General features: G+C 66.2%; 20 protein-coding genes. 14 read left to right on the top strand and 6 right to left on the bottom strand.

Annotated features, from left to right (window positions below):
- Nucleotides 1-3 precede the first annotated feature (3 nt).
- From KHC24_RS06285 to purB, 5 genes are all read left to right on the top strand, one after another.
- On the top strand, nucleotides 4-1203 hold the full coding sequence (locus KHC24_RS06285; RefSeq protein ID WP_213360769.1) for a quaternary amine ABC transporter ATP-binding protein: 1200 nt from the start codon (nucleotides 4-6) through the stop codon (nucleotides 1201-1203).
- A gap of 11 nt (nucleotides 1204-1214) precedes the next feature.
- Entirely contained in the window at nucleotides 1215-2063 is an 849-nt protein-coding gene (locus KHC24_RS06280) for an ABC transporter permease (RefSeq protein ID WP_213360767.1), read from the top strand.
- A 75-nt stretch (nucleotides 2064-2138) separates the two neighbouring features.
- On the top strand, nucleotides 2139-3005 hold the full coding sequence (locus KHC24_RS06275) for a glycine betaine ABC transporter substrate-binding protein (protein WP_213360765.1): 867 nt from the start codon (nucleotides 2139-2141) through the stop codon (nucleotides 3003-3005).
- 227 nt (nucleotides 3006-3232) lie between these two features.
- Entirely contained in the window at nucleotides 3233-3919 is a 687-nt protein-coding gene (gene rpe, locus KHC24_RS06270) for a ribulose-phosphate 3-epimerase (RefSeq protein ID WP_213360763.1), read from the top strand.
- Nucleotides 3920-4016: 97 nt separating this feature from the next.
- Nucleotides 4017-5324, top strand: a complete 1308-nt coding sequence (purB, locus tag KHC24_RS06265; RefSeq protein ID WP_213361335.1) for an adenylosuccinate lyase — start codon at nucleotides 4017-4019, stop codon at nucleotides 5322-5324.
- 76 nt (nucleotides 5325-5400) lie between these two features.
- On the opposite strand, the gene KHC24_RS25395 is transcribed toward purB, so the two are convergent.
- From KHC24_RS25395 to KHC24_RS06250, 3 genes are all read right to left on the bottom strand, one after another.
- On the bottom strand, nucleotides 5401-6063 hold the full coding sequence (locus KHC24_RS25395; RefSeq protein WP_213360761.1) for an SH3 domain-containing protein: 663 nt from the start codon (nucleotides 6061-6063) through the stop codon (nucleotides 5401-5403).
- Nucleotides 6064-6234: 171 nt separating this feature from the next.
- Nucleotides 6235-7179: an SH3 domain-containing protein gene (locus KHC24_RS06255; RefSeq protein ID WP_213360753.1), complete on the bottom strand. Its 945-nt coding sequence runs from the start codon at nucleotides 7177-7179 to the stop codon at nucleotides 6235-6237.
- A gap of 211 nt (nucleotides 7180-7390) precedes the next feature.
- Nucleotides 7391-7714, bottom strand: a complete 324-nt coding sequence (locus KHC24_RS06250) for a DUF1476 domain-containing protein (RefSeq protein ID WP_213360751.1) — start codon at nucleotides 7712-7714, stop codon at nucleotides 7391-7393.
- Nucleotides 7715-8030: 316 nt separating this feature from the next.
- Here KHC24_RS06250 and purC point away from each other — a divergent pair, with 316 nt between their 5' ends.
- The 7 genes from purC (at nucleotide 8031) to KHC24_RS06215 (ending at nucleotide 14240) form a co-directional block, all read left to right on the top strand.
- A complete protein-coding gene (purC, locus tag KHC24_RS06245) occupies nucleotides 8031-8840 on the top strand; it encodes a phosphoribosylaminoimidazolesuccinocarboxamide synthase (protein WP_213360731.1) in 810 nt (269 codons plus the stop codon).
- Between the two features lie 164 nt (nucleotides 8841-9004).
- Nucleotides 9005-9247 carry a phosphoribosylformylglycinamidine synthase subunit PurS gene (purS, locus tag KHC24_RS06240; protein WP_213360729.1) on the top strand — a complete coding sequence of 81 codons (243 nt, stop codon included), beginning with the start codon at nucleotides 9005-9007 and terminating at the stop codon, nucleotides 9245-9247.
- 10 nt (nucleotides 9248-9257) lie between these two features.
- Nucleotides 9258-9956, top strand: coding sequence for a phosphoribosylformylglycinamidine synthase subunit PurQ (gene purQ, locus KHC24_RS06235; protein WP_213360721.1), 699 nt, complete (start codon nucleotides 9258-9260; stop codon nucleotides 9954-9956).
- Between the two features lie 117 nt (nucleotides 9957-10073).
- Nucleotides 10074-12269 carry a phosphoribosylformylglycinamidine synthase subunit PurL gene (purL, locus tag KHC24_RS06230; RefSeq protein ID WP_246546181.1) on the top strand — a complete coding sequence of 732 codons (2196 nt, stop codon included), beginning with the start codon at nucleotides 10074-10076 and terminating at the stop codon, nucleotides 12267-12269.
- A 15-nt stretch (nucleotides 12270-12284) separates the two neighbouring features.
- A complete protein-coding gene (locus KHC24_RS06225) occupies nucleotides 12285-12521 on the top strand; it encodes a BolA family protein (protein WP_213360711.1) in 237 nt (78 codons plus the stop codon).
- A 174-nt stretch (nucleotides 12522-12695) separates the two neighbouring features.
- Nucleotides 12696-13034 (top strand): Grx4 family monothiol glutaredoxin, encoded by a 339-nt coding sequence (grxD, locus tag KHC24_RS06220; protein ID WP_213360709.1) that lies wholly within the window; start codon nucleotides 12696-12698, stop codon nucleotides 13032-13034.
- Between the two features lie 105 nt (nucleotides 13035-13139).
- Entirely contained in the window at nucleotides 13140-14240 is a 1101-nt protein-coding gene (locus tag KHC24_RS06215; protein WP_213360707.1) for an alpha/beta hydrolase, read from the top strand.
- Nucleotides 14241-14300: 60 nt separating this feature from the next.
- Here the strand turns inward: KHC24_RS06215 and rpsD are convergent, their stop codons facing one another.
- The 3 genes from rpsD to murI all read right to left on the bottom strand — a co-directional run bounded on the left by rpsD (nucleotide 14301) and on the right by murI (nucleotide 17344).
- Complete coding sequence (gene rpsD, locus KHC24_RS06210) at nucleotides 14301-14918, bottom strand: 30S ribosomal protein S4 (protein WP_213360699.1); 618 nt, start codon at nucleotides 14916-14918, stop codon at nucleotides 14301-14303.
- Nucleotides 14919-15130: 212 nt separating this feature from the next.
- A complete protein-coding gene (locus KHC24_RS06205; RefSeq protein WP_213360691.1) occupies nucleotides 15131-16369 on the bottom strand; it encodes a lytic murein transglycosylase in 1239 nt (412 codons plus the stop codon).
- A 123-nt stretch (nucleotides 16370-16492) separates the two neighbouring features.
- Nucleotides 16493-17344: a glutamate racemase gene (murI, locus tag KHC24_RS06200; RefSeq protein ID WP_213361333.1), complete on the bottom strand. Its 852-nt coding sequence runs from the start codon at nucleotides 17342-17344 to the stop codon at nucleotides 16493-16495.
- A 511-nt stretch (nucleotides 17345-17855) separates the two neighbouring features.
- Between murI and KHC24_RS06195 the strand changes: the two genes are divergently transcribed.
- Nucleotides 17856-18362: a YciE/YciF ferroxidase family protein gene (locus KHC24_RS06195; protein ID WP_213360689.1), complete on the top strand. Its 507-nt coding sequence runs from the start codon at nucleotides 17856-17858 to the stop codon at nucleotides 18360-18362.
- 75 nt (nucleotides 18363-18437) lie between these two features.
- Complete coding sequence (locus tag KHC24_RS06190; protein ID WP_213360687.1) at nucleotides 18438-18677, top strand: hypothetical protein; 240 nt, start codon at nucleotides 18438-18440, stop codon at nucleotides 18675-18677.
- Nucleotides 18678-18682: the final 5 nt, after the last annotated feature.

The following is an 18682-nucleotide window of genomic DNA, read 5'->3' as shown; positions in this document are numbered from 1 at the left end:
CGCATGACGCTGAACCGGCCACGCATCAAGGTCAGTGGACTGACCAAGATCTTCGCCGACAAGGCAGACGCGGCGCTTTCGCTGCTGAAGGCCGGTCAAAGCCGTGCCGAGATCCAGAAGGCGACCGGCGCGGTCGTCGGGCTGCAGGATGTCAGCTTCGACATCGCCGAGGGCGAGATCCTGGTGGTCATGGGCCTGTCGGGATCGGGCAAATCGACCTGCCTGCGCTGCATCAACCGGCTGATCGAGCCCACCGCCGGCTCGGTGTTCGTTGATGATGTCGACGTCACCAAACTGAGCGAGCGGGAGCTGATGGAGTTCCGCCGCACCCGCTTCGGCATGGTGTTCCAGCAATTCGCGCTGTTCCCTCACCGCACCATCGTCAAGAATGTCGAATACGGGCTGGAGATCCAGGGCGTCCCGGCGGCCGCGCGCCACGAGCGGGCAATGACGGCGCTGGAGACGGTCGGGCTGAAAGGCTGGGACCAGCACTACCCCTCGCAGCTCTCCGGCGGCATGCAGCAGCGCGCCGGCCTCGCCCGCGCGCTGGCGCTCGATCCCGACGTGCTGTTGATGGACGAGGCGTTCAGCGCCCTCGACCCGCTGATCCGCCGCGACATGCAGCAGGAACTCGTCGCGCTGCAGAAGCGGCTGAAAAAGACCATCGTCTTTGTAAGCCACGACCTCGACGAGGCGATCGCGCTGGGCGGACGCATCGTGCTGATGAAGGATGGCCGCGTCGTACAGCAGGGCACGGCCGCCGACTTCCTCGCCAATCCGGCCGACGATTATGTGCGCCGCTTCGTCGAGCATATCGACGTGCTTGGCGTCGTCACCGCCGGCGATGCGATGCGGGCGCCGGCGGCGGTGAAGCCGTGGCACGCGACGGCGGCGGAGGCGCTCGCCAGCCTCACGCAGAGCGGCGAGCCGGTGATGACCGTCGTGTGCCAGGATGGCCGCTTCCAGGGCACGGTCGACGCCGACACGCTGAAGGCGGCCGGCGACACCGAGCTGCGCCTGCTGCTCAGCGACACGCAGGCCTGTGTGCCGACTTCGGCGACGCTCAACGAGACGGTGGCCAAGCTCGCCACCGGGCGCGGCGAGATCGCCGTGATCGACGCAGATCGAAGTCTGCGCGGGGTGATCGCCAATGCCGACCTGGTGGCGACCCTGGCGCGCCGTCATTCGCAACCGGTGCATTGAGGGGGATGGCGATGGCTTTCGAAATCCCGCGCATCCCCCTCGCCGAATGGTGCGACATCGCGCTGGACTGGGCGACCGCGCATTTCTCCGGCGTCACCCGCGCGCTCAGCGCCGTCGTCGGCACCGGCATCGAGGCGACCACCGATTTCCTGGTCGATCTGCCGCCCTGGCTGGTGATCATCGCCTTCGGCCTCGCAGCCTGGCGGCTGACCACGATCCGCATCGCCCTGTTCACCGTGGTCGGCTTCGCCTTCCTGTGGAACCTCGAACTGTGGCGTGCCACCATGCAGTCGCTGGTGCTGGTGCTGGTGTCGACGCTGTTCGCGCTCGCCATCGGCATCCCGATCGGCATCGGCGCGGCGGTGAGCAAAAGGTTCTGGCGGGTCGTCGCACCGGCGCTCGACATGATGCAGACCATGCCGAGCTTCGTTTATCTCATCCCGGCCATCCCGTTCTTCGGGCTCGGCGCGGTGTCGGCCTGCTTCGCCACCATCGTCTTCGCCATGCCGCCGACCATCCGCCTCACCGCACTCGGCATCATGCAGACGCCGCCCGAACTGGTGGAGGCCGCAGATGCCTTCGGCTCCTCGCGCTGGCAGAAGCTGTTCAAGGTGCAACTGCCGCTCGCCATCCCCACCATCATGGCCGGTATCAACCAGACCATCATGCTGGCGCTCTCCATGGTGGTGATCGCGGCGATGATCGGCGCCGGCGGCCTCGGCGGCGAGGTGTGGAAGGCGATCCAGCGACTGGAGGCGGGCCAGGGCTTCCAGGCCGGCATCGCCATCGTGGTGCTGGCCGTCATCCTCGATCGCATCACCCAGCACATCGCCCGCCACATGCGACGCGACAAGGCGTGAATACGTGCCCCCAACGGAAGCGACACAACGGACTTCCGGCAAGCAACCTTCCCCCTTCCAGACTGGAGACAGCCTATGTCCATCCTCGGTAGACTAGCGAAGACGGCAGCCAAGACAGCCCTTCTCGCCGCCACCGCCCTGAGCTTCGCCTTCAGCGCCGCCCAGGCGGAGAAGAAGGACCTCACCATCGCCTATGTCGAATGGTCGGACGCGGTGGTCGCGACCAACATCGTCAAGGCGGCGCTGGAGGAGAAGGGCTACAAGGTCAAGATCGTGCCGCTGTCCGGCGCCGCCATGTGGCAGGCGGTGGCCACCGACGAGGCCGATGCCATGGTCGCCGCCTGGCTGCCGGCCACTCATGCGGCCTACTATGCCAAGCTGAAGGACAAGGTGGCCGATCTCGGCCCGAACGTCACCGGCGCCAAGATCGGCTGGGCGGTGCCGACCTATGTCGATATCGCCACCATCGAGGACATCAAGAAGGACCCGGCCAAGTTCGGCGGCAAGGTGATCGGCATCGATCCCGGCGCCGGGCTGATGAAGGCATCCGAGAAGGCGATCAAGGACTATGCCCTGCCGGTGAAGCTGGTCGAGGGCTCGGACGCCACCATGGTGGCGGCGCTGAAGGACGCCTACGCCAAGAAGGAGCCGATCGTCATCACCACCTGGACGCCGCACTGGATGTTCGCGACCTGGGACCTGAAGTATCTCACCGATCCCAAGGGCGTGTTCGGCGGCGAAGAGACGGTGAACACCGTGGTCTCGACCAAGCTGAAGACCGAGGCGCCCGAGGCCTACAAGATCCTCGACAATTTCACCCTCTCGCTCGCCGACGAGCAGGCGGTGATGGTGGAGAACAACAAGCCCGGCGCCGACCCGGCGGCCACCGCCAAGGCCTGGGTCGCCGCCAACAAGGCCAAGGTCGAAGCCTGGTCGAAGTAGTTCCCGTTTCAACGTGTCGGAAGGTCGGCCGCAGTGGCCGGCCTTCCCTCGCCTCCCCGACGACGCCTCACAGCGGCCGTTCCCACCTGCAAGGCCGGGCACTGTCCCGGCCTTTTCCTTGGCACCCACCCGGCCGCCGTCATTGCATTGGCCGGACGCCAGTGCTACGGCGCCGCCGTCGGCAAGACCGCCAAAGTGATCCGCCAGGAGATCGCGAGGAGACCGCCATGGCCGCCCACCCGCTCATCATTGCCCCCTCCATCCTGGCGAGCGACTTCGCCCGCTTCGGCGAGGAGGTGCGCGCCATCGACGCCGCCGGTGCCGACTGGGTGCATATCGACGTCATGGACGGGCATTTCGTGCCGAACATCTCCTTCGGCCCGGATGTGGTGAAGGCGATCCGCCCGCTGACGCCCAAGTTCTTCGACGTGCATCTGATGATCGCGCCGGCCGATCCCTATCTCGACGCCTTCGCCAAAGCCGGCGCCGACCTCATCACCGTGCATGCCGAGGCCGGCCCGCACCTCCACCGCTCGCTCCAGCATATCCGCGCGCTCGGCAAGAAGGCCGGCGTCGCCCTCAACCCGGCCACGCCGGCCAGCGCGGTCGAGCATGTGCTCGACCTTGTCGATCTGGTGCTGGTGATGACTGTCAATCCCGGCTTCGGCGGCCAGGCCTTCCTGGTGCCGATGATGGACAAGGTCCGCCAGATCAAGGCGATGATTGGCGACCGCGCCATCGAGATCGAGATCGATGGCGGAGTGACGGCGGAAACCGCTCCGCTCTGCGCCGCCGCCGGCGGCACGGTGCTGGTGGCCGGCTCGGCGGTATTCAAGGGCGGCGCCCAAGCCTATGCCGGCAACATCGCCGGCATCCGCGACGCAGCGGAACGGGTACTCGGCACCCTGGTCTGACGCTCCCGTCCGACCACCTCTGCGGCACCCGCATTTGTCGCGCGGGCGCCTATCTGCTAATGCGCGGCGTCCGTCACGCAATTGAGTGAGCACGCCCGTGATCCCGCGCTATACCCGTCCCGAGATGGCCGCCATCTGGGAGCCGCAGACCCGCTTCCGCATCTGGTTCGAGATCGAGGCCCACGCGACCGACGCGCTGGCCGAGCTCGGCGTGGTGCCGAAGGAGGCGGCGGCGAAGATCTGGGAAAAGGCGAAGGACGCTACCTTCGACGTCGCCCGCATCGACGAGATCGAGGCGGTCACCAAGCACGACGTCATCGCCTTCCTCACCCATCTCGCCGAGATCGTCGGCCCGGAGGCGCGCTTCGTGCACCAGGGCATGACCTCGTCGGATATTCTCGACACCTGCCTCAACGTGCAGCTGGTGCGGGCCGCCGATATCCTGATCGCCGATACCGACCGGCTGCTGAAGGCGCTGGAGGCCCGCGCCTTCGAGCACAAGCTGACCCCGACCATCGGCCGCTCGCACGGCATCCACGCCGAGCCGACCACTTTCGGGCTCAAGCTTGCCCAGGCGCATGCCGAATTCCAGCGCAACCGCGCCCGCCTCGTCGCGGCGCGGGAGGAAGTCGCCACCTGCGCCATTTCCGGCGCGGTCGGTACCTTCGCGCAGATCGACCCGCGGGTTGAGGAATATGTCGCCGCCAAAATGGGGCTGAAGGTCGAGCCGGTCTCGACGCAGGTGATCCCGCGCGACCGCCATGCCGCCTATTTCGCCGCGCTCGGCGTCGTCGCCTCCTCGATGGAGCGCGTCGCCATCGAGATCCGCCATCTGCAGCGCACCGAGGTGCTGGAAGCGGAGGAGTTCTTCTCGCCCGGCCAGAAGGGCTCCTCGGCGATGCCGCACAAGCGCAACCCTGTGCTCACCGAGAACATCACCGGGCTCGCCCGGCTGGTGCGCGGCATGGTCACGCCGGCGCTGGAGAATGTGGCGCTCTGGCACGAGCGGGACATTTCGCATTCCTCGGTGGAGCGGATGATTGGGCCGGACGCCACCGTCACCCTCGACTTCGCGCTGAACCGGCTGGCGGGCGTGGTGGAGAAACTGCTGGTCTACCCGGAAACGATGCAGAAGAATCTCGACCGGCTCGGCGGGCTGGTACATTCGCAGCGGGTTCTGCTGGCGCTCACCCAGAAGGGCGCCTCGCGCGAGGATGCCTATCGGCTGGTGCAGCGTAACGCCATGCCTGTCTGGCGTGGCGAGGGCGAGTTCCAGACCCTGCTCACCAACGACGCCGACGTGCGCAACTATCTCTCCGCCGAGGAGATCGCCGAGAAGTTCGACCTCGGCTACCACCTCAAGCATGTCGATACCATCTTCAAGCGGGTGTTCGGCCACGCCTGAAGCTGATGCGCCGCATCAGGGTTTCGCGTCAAATGATTGGGCCAGCTCGTATTTCGAGCCGGCCCTTTTTCGTTGGTCACGGCCGGCGCATGCCGCCGATTTGCGGACGGTACATAACGGGTCGCGGTCCGCCATAGCCGCCTCGCCAGCCCGGACCGGCCTGCGGCCGGTACATCCCCGGGCGAGGACCGGCATAGCCGCCGCGCCAGGCGGGCGGCGGAGCACCGCGCCAGCCCTGCCGAGGGCCACCGTTCCAATAGGCCGGGCGGCCGCGCCAGGCGGGACCGCCGCGCCAATAGCCTTGACGCGGCCCGTAATAGCGGCCGGGACCCCAATTGCGATAGCGGGGCCCGCCCCAGTAATAGCCGGGGCCGCCCCAATAGCCCGGTCCGCCCCAGGCGGAGCCGACGCCGACGCCGAGCGCAAAGGCACCGACGCCCAGCGCCGGGTCGCCATAGTAGCCGTCATAATAGCCGGGGCTGACGGCGACGCGGGAGCCGCCGAATGCCAGATAGCTGGCGCTGACATAGCCGCCGCCGATCTGGCACCAGTTGTTGCTGGTGCAGCCGCCGACATCGACGCGCGCGCCGGCCGGGAGGGTGGCGACCACCTGATAGCCGGTACCCGGCCCGCTGCGCACATTGAGAGCGTTGGTGGCAGTGGCCGGCCGCGCCTCGGCCGTGGCCATTCCGGCCAGAAGCAGGCCGACGGCGGTCAACAATGTCGTCCGCATACGCATGGAAACCTCCTTCGCGGGCGGAACCAGCGATGCCGCCCTGTTGCCGGCCATGCCGGCCACGTCACTGCCCCCGCTTCAACGGTGCAGGAGGCCGTTGGTTTCACTTTGCAAGTGTCACGAAACCGCGACTGGAGGCGCTATCGGGGTGCGTGCAGGGGTGCTTGGCAGTACTCAGGTCCGTTCAGGCAGCGGATAGGCCGGATGCGGCCGCCAATAGCTTGGCCGCCCGCCCCAGTAGCTGGGCCGCGCGCCCCAATAGCCCAGCGTCGGTGCCCGCATGGCGGCACGCGGCCGGGTCGCCCCCGCTCTGAAGCGCGCTGCCGGCGCGCGCCCGACCAGCCGGGCGCTCACATAGCCATATTGCGTCCGGCACCAGCCTTCGGCGCAGGATTCGATGGTGACCGGAGAGCCGGCGGGCAATGTGCCGAGCCGTTCATAGCCGGCCCCCGGACCGGCGCGGACATTGGTGTTCGCGGTGGTGGTTGCGTTGCTTCCCGGCGTCGCTACACCCTGTGCATTGGCCAAGCCGGGAACGGAGGGTTGGCCGGCAGCCATGGCCGGAGGCGAAGAGGGACCGGGAAGAGGCGGCTGAGCCTCGGGAGGCAGGACCTGCTGCACCGGTCCGCGCGACAGCACATAGAGGCTCACATAACCGCCATCGATCTGACACCAGCCATTGGTGCAGCCCTGCACCGTGACCGAGGTCGCGTCCGGCAGTGTCCTCACGATCTCAAAATCGGTGCCCGCGCCCGCCCGCACATTCACCGTGCCGATGGTGGTGCGGGTCCCCGTCATGGAAACGGCACTGCCCGGCCGGGTGTTAGGCATTGCGGAACCAGCCGGACCGACGGGATCCACCGGCAGGACGGCCGCAGGCATGTCGCTTCGGCCGATCAGACCGGCATTCACATAGCCATATTGCGTCCGGCACCAGTCGCCGGAGCAGATGGTCGCCTCCACCGCGGTGCCGGCCGGCAGTCGGCCGATTACGTCGTAGCGCAGGCCGGGGCCGGCGCGCAGGTCGGCCGGGGCGGTAAGGGTGGCCGGGGCGGCAGCGGCAAGGCCGGCACCGGCGAGCATCAGCCCGGCAGTCAGCAACGACCTCGCGATCCACATCGGCGGCCTCTCCCGCACCGCCCGTCCCTCACGCCGCGGCGGCGAGCCTCTCCAATGCCTGCAAATCCGCTGCGCTGCAACGGAAAGCCGGAAAAATGGTTGCCGAAAGGCTGGCGTCAGCCCGCACAACGACAAGGCCGGCCCCGTTCACTCCCGAGAGTGGCGCGGACCGGCCGATAGTGTAGCGAGATGGTCGCCTGGATGCCGGCGATCAGCGCTCGGCCTTGATCGATGCGAGGGCCTCGGAGAGCAAATCCTCCATCGTCCGGCGGATGCGATGCTCGGAAATATCGAGGCCTTTGGCATCGAAATCGGCCTTCAGCTTGGCGTAGATTTCCTCGTCGCCCGCCTGCTCCAGATCCGCCTCGATCAGCGACTGTGCGTAGGTGGTGGCTTCTTCGCTGGAAAGTCCGAGCTTTCCGGCGGCCCACAGCCCGAGCGCACGGTTGCGACGGGCATGCGCCTTGAACTTCAGCGACTCGTCATGGGCGAACTTGGCTTCGAACGCATCTTCGCGCTTATCGAACGTGCTCATCTTTTCCCTCGCCCTGTCTGTTATGTGGCCTGCGGGGTGCGGCTCGCGGCTTGATTATAGCGCACGCGTCCCCAAATCAACGCTGCCCGGGCATGGGAACACCCCTTACGTCAATCTGCCGCTGCCGTTCCCGGGACGCCGCGAAGTGGTGCGTTTTGGCTGCCTGCCTGTGCATTGCGTTGTATCGCGGTCGCTGATCGGCTAGTGTCCAGATGCGGGAGCTTGTGCAGCGCGATACGAATCGGCATTGCCCGGCGCAGAGCGAGCACAGCCAGCCCCAAGCCGTGGACCAGTTAGAACCGGAGCCCCGGCACCGATGGATTTCCTCAATCGACGGTACCCCCCCATGAGCCGCCGCCGCCGCATTTACGAAGGTAAGGCGAAGGTCCTTTACGAAGGTCCCGAGCCCGGCACCCTGATTCAGCACTTCAAGGATGACGCCACTGCTTTCAACAACAAGAAGCACGACGTCATCGATGGCAAGGGCGTCCTCAACAACCGCATCTCGGAATACGTCTTCCTGAAGCTGAACGAGATCGGCGTACCGACCCATTTCATCAAGCGGCTGAACATGCGCGAGCAGCTCATCCGCGAGGTGGAGATCATCCCGCTCGAAGTCGTGGTGCGCAATGTCGCTGCCGGCTCGCTGTCGACTCGCCTCGGCATCGAGGAAGGCACGCAGCTGCCGCGCTCGATCATCGAGTTCTATTACAAGAACGACCAGCTCAACGACCCGATGGTGTCCGAAGAGCACATCACCGCGTTCGGCTGGGCGACCACCCAGGAGATCGATGACATCATCGCTCTCGCCATCCGCGTGAACGATTTCCTCTCCGGCCTGTTCCTCGGCGTCGGCATCCGTCTTGTGGATTTCAAGATGGAATGCGGCCGCCTGTGGGAAAACGACATGATGCGGATCGTCGTCGCCGACGAGATCAGCCCGGATTCCTGCCGTCTGTGGGACATCAAGTCGAACGACAAGCTCGACAAGGATCGTTTCCGCCGCGACATGGGTGGCCTTGTCGAGGCGTATTCGGAAGTCGCCCGCCGGCTCGGCATCATCTCGGAGGGCGAGCGCGCCCAGCCGGCCGGCCCAGTGCTGGTGAAGTCCGAACCCGAGAAATAGGGTCACGCCGGCGCGGCTGCACGCCGCGCCGGGCAGCCATGTTGCGTTGGGGCATTGAGCGCCGCGCAATCCGATGATAGGCGGGGGCCGAAACGCCCCCGTTTCTGTTTTCCGCCGGTTTCTCGGGATCGTCCCCGGCGACGATCGATCTGAAGAGTGATTCCATGAAGGCGCGCGTCCTCGTCACCCTCAAATCCGCCGTCCTCGATCCGCAGGGCAAGGCCATCGAGGGCGCTCTGCGCTCGCTCGGTGTGCCGGGCGTTGGCAGCGTCCGCCAGGGCAAGGTGTTCGACGTCGAACTCGACGGCGGCGACAGGGCCAAGGCCGAAGCGACGCTGAAGGATGCCTGCGAGAAGCTGCTGGCCAATACGGTGATCGAAACCTACCGCATCGAATTCGTCGGGTGAGGCCGCGCTGATGAAAGCCGCCGTTCTCCTCTTCCCCGGCTCGAACCGCGAGGGCGATGTCGCGCACGCCCTCAAGACCGTTACGGGCACGCAGCTGGCCATCGTCTGGCACGCCGAGACCGAGCTGCCCGCCGGCACCGATCTCGTGGTGCTGCCCGGCGGCTTCTCCTATGGCGACTATCTGCGCTGCGGCGCCATTGCCGCCCGCGCCGCCATCATGGAGGCGGTGCGTGCTCATGCCGCCCGAGGCGGACTGGTGCTCGGCATCTGCAACGGCTTCCAGATCCTGTGCGAGAGCGGCCTGCTCCCCGGCGTGCTGGTCCGCAACGCCCGGCTGCGCTTCATCTGCCGCGAGGCGCTGCTCAAGGTCGAGCGCAACGATACGCCTTTCACGCGCCGCTACGGCAAAGGTGCCGTCGTGCGCTTTCCGGTCGCCCATGGCGAGGGCAACTACACGGCCGACGCCGAGACGCTGGCCCGTCTCGAAGGCGACGGCCGGGTGGTGTTCCGCTATGTGATGGCGGACGGCAAGCGCGACGACACCCAGGTGCTCAATGGCGCCGCCAACTCCATCGCCGGCATCGTGTCCGAGAAGCTCAACGTGCTCGGGCTGATGCCGCACCCCGAAAACCATGTCGACCCGCTGATCGGCCCGACCGACGGGCGCGCCTTGTTCGAGAGCATCGCCGGGATGCTGGAGAAGGCGTGACGCTCTCCGGCCCCCTTCGCCCGCCCCCGACGGCGCCCGCCTGCCAGCGAAACGGAATGTGACGGCCCGCGCATGACTGTCCTCGATACGCCTGTCCAAGAACCCGCCAAAGAACCGATGATCACTCCCGAGCTCGTCGCCGAACACGGCCTCAAGCCTGACGAGTATGAGCGCATCCTGAAGTTGATCGGCCGCGAGCCGAGCTTCACCGAGCTCGGCATCTTCTCGGCGATGTGGAACGAGCACTGTTCCTACAAGTCGTCGCGGCTGCATCTGCGCGGCCTGCCGACCAAGGCGCCGTGGGTGATCCAGGGGCCGGGCGAGAATGCCGGCGTCATCGATATCGGCGACGGCCTCGCCGCCGTGTTCAAGATGGAGAGCCACAACCACCCGTCCTATATCGAGCCCTATCAGGGTGCCGGGACCGGGGTCGGGGGCATCCTGCGCGACGTGTTCACCATGGGCGCCCGGCCGATCGCGGCGCTGAATGCGCTGCGCTTCGGCGATCCCGCGCATCCGCGCACCAAGCACCTGGTCGCCGGCGTCGTCGCCGGCATCGGCGGCTACGGCAATTCCTTCGGCGTGCCGACGGTCGGCGGCCTCGTCGGCTTCCACACCCGTTATGACGGCAACTGCCTGGTCAACGCCATGGCGGTCGGCCTGGCCGACGCCGACAAGATCTTCTACGCCAAGGCGACCGGCGTCGGCCTGCCGGTGGTGTATCTCGGCTCCAAGACCGGCCGCGACGGCATCCACGGCGCCAGCATGGCCTCGGCCGAGTTCGGCGAAGGCGCCGAGGAAAAGCGTCCGACGGTGCAGGTCGGCGATCCCTTCGCCGAGAAGCTGCTGCTCGAAGCCTGCCTCGAAATCATGGAAGCCGGCTGCGTCGTCGCCATCCAGGACATGGGCGCCGCCGGCCTCACCTGCTCGGCGGTGGAAATGGGCGCCAAGGGCGATCTCGGCATCGAGCTCGACCTCGACAAGCTGCCCTGCCGCGAGGCGGGCATGAGCGCCTATGAGATGATGCTCTCGGAGAGCCAGGAGCGCATGCTCATGGTCATCGCGCCGGGCAAGGAGGAGCAGGCCGAGGCGATCTTCCGCAAATGGGGGCTCGACTTCGCCATTGTCGGCCACACCACCGACAATCTGCGCTTCGTCGTCAAGCACAAGGGCGAGGTGAAAGCCGACCTGCCGATCAAGGAGCTCGGCGACGAGGCGCCGCTCTATCACCGTCCCTGGGTGGAGACGCCCAAGCAGCAGCGCATCGACCCGGCGTCGCTGGAGATCACCGCCACCATTCCCGGCGCACTCGAGCGGCTGATCGGCTCGCCCGATTTCGCCTCCAAGCGCTGGATCTGGGAGCAGTACGACCACCTGATCCTCAACAACACCGTGCAGCGCCCCGGCGGCGACGCGGCAGTGGTGCGGGTGCAGGACGGGCCGAAGGGCCTCGCCATGGCCTGCGACGTCACCCCGCGCTATTGCGAGGCCGATCCGTTCGAGGGCGGCAAGCAGGCGGTGGCCGAGGTATGGCGCAACATCACCGCCGTCGGCGCCACCCCGCTGGCATTGACCGACAATCTCAATTTCGGCAACCCCGAGAAGCCGGAAATCATGGGCCAGCTGGTCGGCTGCCTGCGCGGCATAGGCGCGGCCGCCAAGGATCTCGACTTCCCGGTCGTCTCCGGCAATGTCAGCCTCTACAACGAGACGAACGGCCGCGGCATCCTGCCGACCCCGACCATCGGCGGCGTCGGCGTCCTTGCCGACATCGAGAAGATGGCGACACTTGCCTTTAAAGACTCCGGCGAAATCATTCTGGTTGTTGGAGAAACGACGGGATGGCTCGGCCAGTCCGCCTTCCTGTCGGAGATCCTCGACCGCGAGGAGGGCGCGCCGCCGCCGGTCGACCTCGCGGTCGAACGCAAGCATGGCGACTTCGTGCGCGAGCTGATCGCTGACGGCCTCGTCACTGCCGTGCACGACGTCTCGGACGGCGGCCTGCTTGTGGCGCTGGCCGAGATGGCGATGGCGTCGGGCATCGGCGCCTCGCTTCTCGCCCCGCCGGCCGATGTGAACCCGCACGCCTTCTGGTTCGGTGAGGACCAGGCGCGCTACCTTGTCACGGTGACCGGCGGCGAGAAGGCGACGGTGTTCAAGCGCGCCGAATCCGCCGGCGTTCCGATCGCCAAGCTCGGCAGCACCGGCGGCGACAAATTGACCATTCCCGGCGAGCGCCCCATCGTCATCGATGCGCTGCGCGAGCGTTCCGAATCCTGGCTGCCCATCTATATGGGCGCGGGCATGATGTGAGGGAGCCGACCTGTCATGGCGATGGAAGCATCCGAGATCGAGAAGCTGATCCGGCAGGGACTGCCGGATGCGCAGGTGGTCATGCGCGATCTTGCCGGCGACAATAATCACTGGCACGCCACCGTGGTGAGCGAGAGCTTCCGCGGCAAGTCGCGCGTGCAGCAGCATCAGATGGTCTACAAGGCCATTGGCGAGCCGATGGGCGGCGTGCTGCATGCCCTCGCCCTGCAGACGGAAGTGCCGAAGACCTGAACTCCGGCAGCCTTCGGGAGCCGATGAGACGGCATCAAATAGCCCGGCCGCGACAGCGTGCCGGGCTTCATCTATATGTAGAGACGAAGGGTTGAATGGCGCCCCGCGCGTCATCACCTATGATCGCATAGAGACACACAGGGCCCTGTGGAGCCCGAGACGGGTGAACGCTACATGAGCATCCAGGATTTCATCGACAACCAGGTGAAGAGCAACGACGTCGTCGTCTTCATGAAGGGCACGCCGCAGTTCCCGATGTGCGGTTTCTCCGGCCAGGTGGCGCAGATTCTCAACCACCTCGGCGTCGACTACAAGGGCATCAACGTCCTTGATTCCGACGAGATCCGCCAGGGCATCAAGGACTACACCAACTGGCCGACCGTGCCGCAGGTGTTCGTGAAGGGCGAGTTCATCGGCGGCTGCGACATCGTCCGCGAGATGTTCCAGGCCGGCGAGTTGCAGACCCTGCTCGAGGAAAAGGGCGTGCCGGTGATGGGTCGCGCCTCGGCGTGATGCTGGGGGCGCTGCGATCGTCCTTGCTTCCTCACTGTCGCCCGGCTTGCTTCTTCGGCTGGGTAATGCGGTAATTCCCTCCGGGCCAAGCTCGGGGGGACCGCTATGGCGCGCATCTACTATGCAACGAACCGGCGCCTCGTCGCCGGATCGTTGATCCCGTTTGGCAATCGCTACAACGCGGAAGGGCCAGCCTTCTACCGCGTCGGCTATGCCGAGGTTGACCGCGTTCCCGACGCGGCCGACCCGGATGACGGTTTTGTCCTGCGCTCGGTGACGGTTGCGGAAGAGCATCCCGCCCCGCCAGGAGCGCCCCCTTCGGCTGAGCTGATCGGCTCGACCGGCGTTTTCGCCTCCATGACGCAGGCGGTGCGGGACGAATCCCGCGAGGTGATCGCCTATATTCACGGCTTCAATTCCAGCTTCGAGACCTGCATTCTGCGCGCCGCGCAGCTGGAGGCGAGCTGGCGCGTCGGCGGCAAGGCGCCGCTGGTCTTTGCCTTCTCCTGGCCGGCCGATGATGGCGACGGGCTCGGCCTTGGCGAAAGCGCCACCACGGAATCCAAGTGGAAATATTTCGGCGATCGCGACGACGCCGAAGCGTCGGGAAAGGCCATCGGCCGCAGCCTGAAGCGGCTCATCGACTTCCTGCTGGAATTACGGCGCGAGGACCGTGCTCAGGGTCGCGAGCCTTGTGGGCAGAAGCTGCATCTCGTCACCCACAGCATGGGCAACTGGGCGCTGCGCCACGCCCTCCTCGCCCTGCGCGGCTTTAACAGCGGCGCCAGACTGCCGAAGATCTTCACCAATGCCTTCCTGATGGCGGCGGACGAGGACGCGGATGCCCTCGAGCACAACAACAAGCTCGGCCTGCTGCCGCAGCTCGCCGAAGCGATCCACGTCTATCACGCGCGCCGCGACCTCGCTTTGATCATCAGCGACACCACCAAGCTCAATCCCGACCGGCTCGGCGCCTGGGGACCGCGCACCTTCGACGGGCTCGATTCCGCTATCTATGGCATCGACTGCGCGGATGTGTGCACGACGGGGCTCACTCACGCCAACCATCAATATTACCGCATCCGCCCGGAGGTGATCGCCGATGTGCGGCAGGTGATGGCCGGCAAAAGCCCCGATCAGATCACCGGCCGCGTTGCCGTACGCTCCGGGCGGCAATATCGCATCAAGCCGCGTCCCGCCGGCTGAGGAGGCAACAAAAAAGCCGCCCGAAAGGGCGGCTTTCTTGTCTGGGTATAGGCCTGAAACTCAGCGCGAATAATATTCGACGACGAGGTTCGGCTCCATAACCACCGGATAGGGCACTTCGTTCAGTTCCGGCACGCGGGCGAACTTCGCGGTCAGCTTGTGACCGTCGACCTCGAGATAGTCCGGCACGTCACGCTCGCCGGAAGCCGCGGCTTCCATGACCAGCGCCATCTGCTTGGAGGCGTCCTTCACCTCGATCACGTCGCCGACCTTCACCTGGTAGCTCGGGACGTTGACGCGGCGGCCGTTCACCTTCACGTGGCCGTGGCTCACGAACTGGCGGGCGGCGAACACGGTGGGGACGAACTTGGCGCGATAGACGACGGCATCGAGGCGACGCTCGAGCAGGCCGATCAGGTTGGCGCCGGTGTCGCCCTTCAGGCGCGCGGCTTCCACATAGATCGCATAGAACTGCTTCTCGCCGATCGAGGCGTAGTAGCCCTTAAGCTTCTGCTTGGCGCGCAGCTGCACGCCGAAGTCGGAAAGCTTGCCCTTGCGGCGCTGGCCGTGCTGGCCGGGGCCGTATTCACGCTTGTTGACGGGGCTCTTGGGGCGGCCCCAGATGTTCTCGCCCATACGGCGGTCAAGCTTGTGCTTGGCCGAAACGCGCTTGCTCATGCGCTGGTCCTCTTCGCAAGGTTGCGGGTTGGATCGCGCCCCCTCCTTTGTCCCGCAAGATGTATCTTGCAGGACCGACAGGCTCCGGTCGAACGCGCCGAACGGAACCACGGGTGCGTGAAACAGCTCACGGGGCCGTTGCCAGCCCCGTGAGTGGGCGCGTGCATAAGCGGAAAGCGGCCCGAGGTCAAGCTCATCCGGCGTTTTGGACGCTACCGCCCCTTCCTCAGCGCCGCCAGCACATCGAGCCCGGCATAGCCGTCCGGCTTCATGCCGGAACGGCGTTGGAAATTGGCAACGGCGCGCATGGTCAGGTTGCCGACGCGCCCATCTACGCCGCCGGTATCGAAGCCGGCCGCGGTGAGGCGCTTTTGTACTTCCTGGATCTCTGCCAGCGTCAGCGCCCGCTCACCACCTGGAAACGGCGTGATGAACCCTCCGCCACCGAGCACCCGATCGCCGAGATGGCAGACGGCAAGCGCGTAGTTCATCGACGGATTATAGGAGCGCACCGCATAGAAATTCTGTGTCAACAGGAAGCTTGGCCCCTCGATGCCCACTGGCGCCCACAGCCGCGTGCGGGCGGCCGGATGGGTGAGGCGCCCTCCTCCGGCCGGCGCAATGCCGAGCTTGCCCCACTCCGCCACGGTGCGTATCGACTTGGCGTCGGCATAGCGGGCGGCGCTCGCCGGCACGGTCACCTCGAAGCCCCAGGGCAGGCCGCTCTGATATTTGCCGCGCTTGATCAGATAGCGGGAAGAGCCGGCCAGCGCGTCTCCGATCTCATAGGGCGAAACCCTGCCATCGCCATCATAGTCGATGCCGAGATTGAGCCACACCTCCGGCATCCACTGCGTGTGGCCCATCGCGCCAGCCCAGGAACCGAGCATCATGTCCGGCGTGCCCCAGCCGCGCTGGACGATGGCGAAGGCGTTGAGAAGCTCGGTTTCCCAATAGCGGCGACGGCGCGGCTCGCCCCAGGCGAGCGCCGCCAGCGAGGGGAACACCGGCTTCATGTGATCCTCGTCGGTGACAAGCTCGCCGAAGGCGCTCTCCATGCCCCACAAGCCGAGCAGCACGTCGGGTTCGACGCCGAAATCCTTGTTGAGGCGTTTCAACAGCGCGGCATTCTGCTTCGCAGCCGTCCGCCCGGTGACCAGCCGCCATTCCGAAATGCGGCGGTTGAGATATTGCCAGAGCTCCTCGCGAAATTCCGGCTGCGCCCGATCCTTGGCATAGACGCTGGTATCCGGCTTCAAACCGCGCGTCACCCGGTCATAGACTTCGTCGGAAATGCCGCGCGCCCGGGCCTTGGCGCGAAAATCACGCAGCCAGGCCTCGAAAGATTGGTTGGCCGATTGCGCCAGGGCCGGCATGGCCGGCAGGACGAGCGCGCCCGCAGCCGCGAGCACGGCGCGGCGCGACAGGACGGAACCTTGAAAACCCTGCATGTCCTCGCTCGCTTTCCCCGACAACATGCCGGAATCGGGCGGCTGCTGACTTTAGGGCATGGTGGCTGGCGAAGGCTATCCCGGCAAGAGACGCCGCCAAATGACCGGAATCGGCATGGTCACTCAGGTAAGTTCGGCACTCATCGGCACCAGTTCGCCGTTGCGTGCGGGCATGCCGGCGATACGGCCAACCAACGCGGCATCGAGCGGCGCGCCAGTGGAGAACAGCCGCAGCGGCAGCGGCATGCGCTCTTCCAAGGCCGGCCCCACCAGCGAGACCGCGCGACGCGCGATGGCCGGCGCCGGGTCCAGCCAGCGCACCCGCCAGGGAGCAACCCTCTCCAGCCGCTCGCGCACCAGCGGATAGTGCGTACAGGCCAGCACTACGGTGTCGGTGCGGACGCCCCCCTCGCGCACGAAGGCGGGCGCGATCTCCTCGGCGAAATCGGCGTCGCCGACCATCTCGCCGGCGAAGCTCGCCTCGACAAGCGGCGCCAGCCGGGCGCTGCCGACCAACGTTACCCGACAGGAACCGGCGAAATCGCGGATCAGCGCCTTGGTGTAATCGCGTTTCACCGTACCCGGCGTCGCCAGCACGCTGATCAGGCGGGTCTGCGAGCCTTCGCAGGCCGGCTTGATCGCCGGCACCGTGCCAATGAAGGGAATCGAAAAGCGCGCCCGCAGAGCCGGCAGCACGAGGGTGGAGGCGGTGTTGCAGGAGATCACCACCACATCCGGCGCCAGCCGGGCCACCAGTGCATCCATCACCGCAACTACCCGGGCGATCAGCGTCGCCTCGTCTAGGGCACCGTAAGGAAAGCCGGCATCGTCCGCGGCATAGACATAGCGGGCATCCGGGCGCTGGCGTGCCAGTTCCCGCAGCACCGAAAGGCCGCCAAGGCCGGAATCGAAGAGCAGGACGGTGGGAACGCGCAGACTCGGCACGGGCGAGGGAGCAGAAGGAAGTGACGACACCAGCGATGGCCCGATGGAAGATCCGCAATTGGCAACAGCGGAAGACGTGCCGGAAACAGAGGAAGCCTCGATACCCATCTTGTTGCCCTCCAACCGGGCGGCATTGTGGCGCATCAAGGTGAACACTTGGTTTCCGATCCGGAGGCGGAGCTGTCGCGAGCGGCCCGTTCGGCCTGACGCGCCTCGGTGCGCGGAAGCCTGGACGCGGTCCACGGGATGAAGAAGCGCCCTGTCCGACCAGCCCGGCCGCGGGACTCTGCCGGCGGCCATTCCGACGACTGCGGTGCCGCTCCCCGCATCCGCGACATCAAGGCGAAGTCGCGAAAAGAGCGGGTTCGTCAAATGCAGGCTCGGCGCTCCTCCTCGTATCCCCTAACCATCAGGAGGTAAAGCGCATCGATGGTGAAACAATCCGGAACCTAGACAACGATGGACTGTTGATCCAGCAGACGTCACGGCGAGACGTGATGCCGTTTTATGCCGTCACCACCTTGATACCGGAGGAAAGATCATGGGATTATTCTCTAAGGACATCAAAACCATGGACGACCTATTCGTCCATACGCTCCGCGACGTCTATTACGCGGAAAACAAGATTCTGAAGGCTCTGCCCTCGATGATCGACAAGGCCACCGATCCGCAATTGAAGACGGGTTTCCAGAATCATCTGAAGGAAACCGAAGGCCACGTGAAGCGCCTGCTCGAAGTGTTCGAGCTGCATGGCACCGAGGCGAAATCGGTCACCTGTCCGGCGATCAACGGCATCCTCGAGGAAGCCGAGGAGATCAGCGGCGAAGTGGCGGACAAGGAGGTGCTCGATGCCGCGCTGGCAGCCGCCGCCCAAGCGGTGGAGCACTACGAAATCACCCGCTACGGCACGCTGATCGCCTGGGCCAACCAGCTCGGCCGCGCCGACTGCGCCCGCGTGCTCCAGCGCACGCTGGAGGAAGAGAAGAAGGCCGATGCCCTCCTCTCCAAGGTGGCGATGTCGAAGCTCAACGTGCGAGCCGCCAGCTAGGTATCAGGCCTAACGTCCACTGACAGGCGGCGGGTCCATAGGGGGCGCGTCGCCTGTCGCGAAGACAGGAGAACGATGATGGTGCGCGATCCGCGGCAGCTAGACCAGAACCCGGTGGTGATCGATCCTGCCGATGTCGATGCGGTCCTTGACGACCGCCCTACCCCACCCGGAAACCCGCTGAAGCCGGCACTGGACGAGGTATCACATCCGCGCCCGCTGCGGGAAAGCGAAGGCGAAAAAGCAGGCCGCAAGCCTGCGCCAAGCCATGTGCCAGGAAATGCCCGACCCGTACCGGCACAGCGTGAGCGGTGACGTTG

The sequence above is a fragment of the Ancylobacter defluvii genome, assembly GCF_018390605.1.
Taxonomy (GTDB): Bacteria; Pseudomonadota; Alphaproteobacteria; order Rhizobiales; family Xanthobacteraceae; genus Ancylobacter; species Ancylobacter defluvii.
The sequence above is the reverse complement of the archived record's forward strand: the minus strand, read 5'-3'. Positions and strand labels throughout refer to the sequence as shown.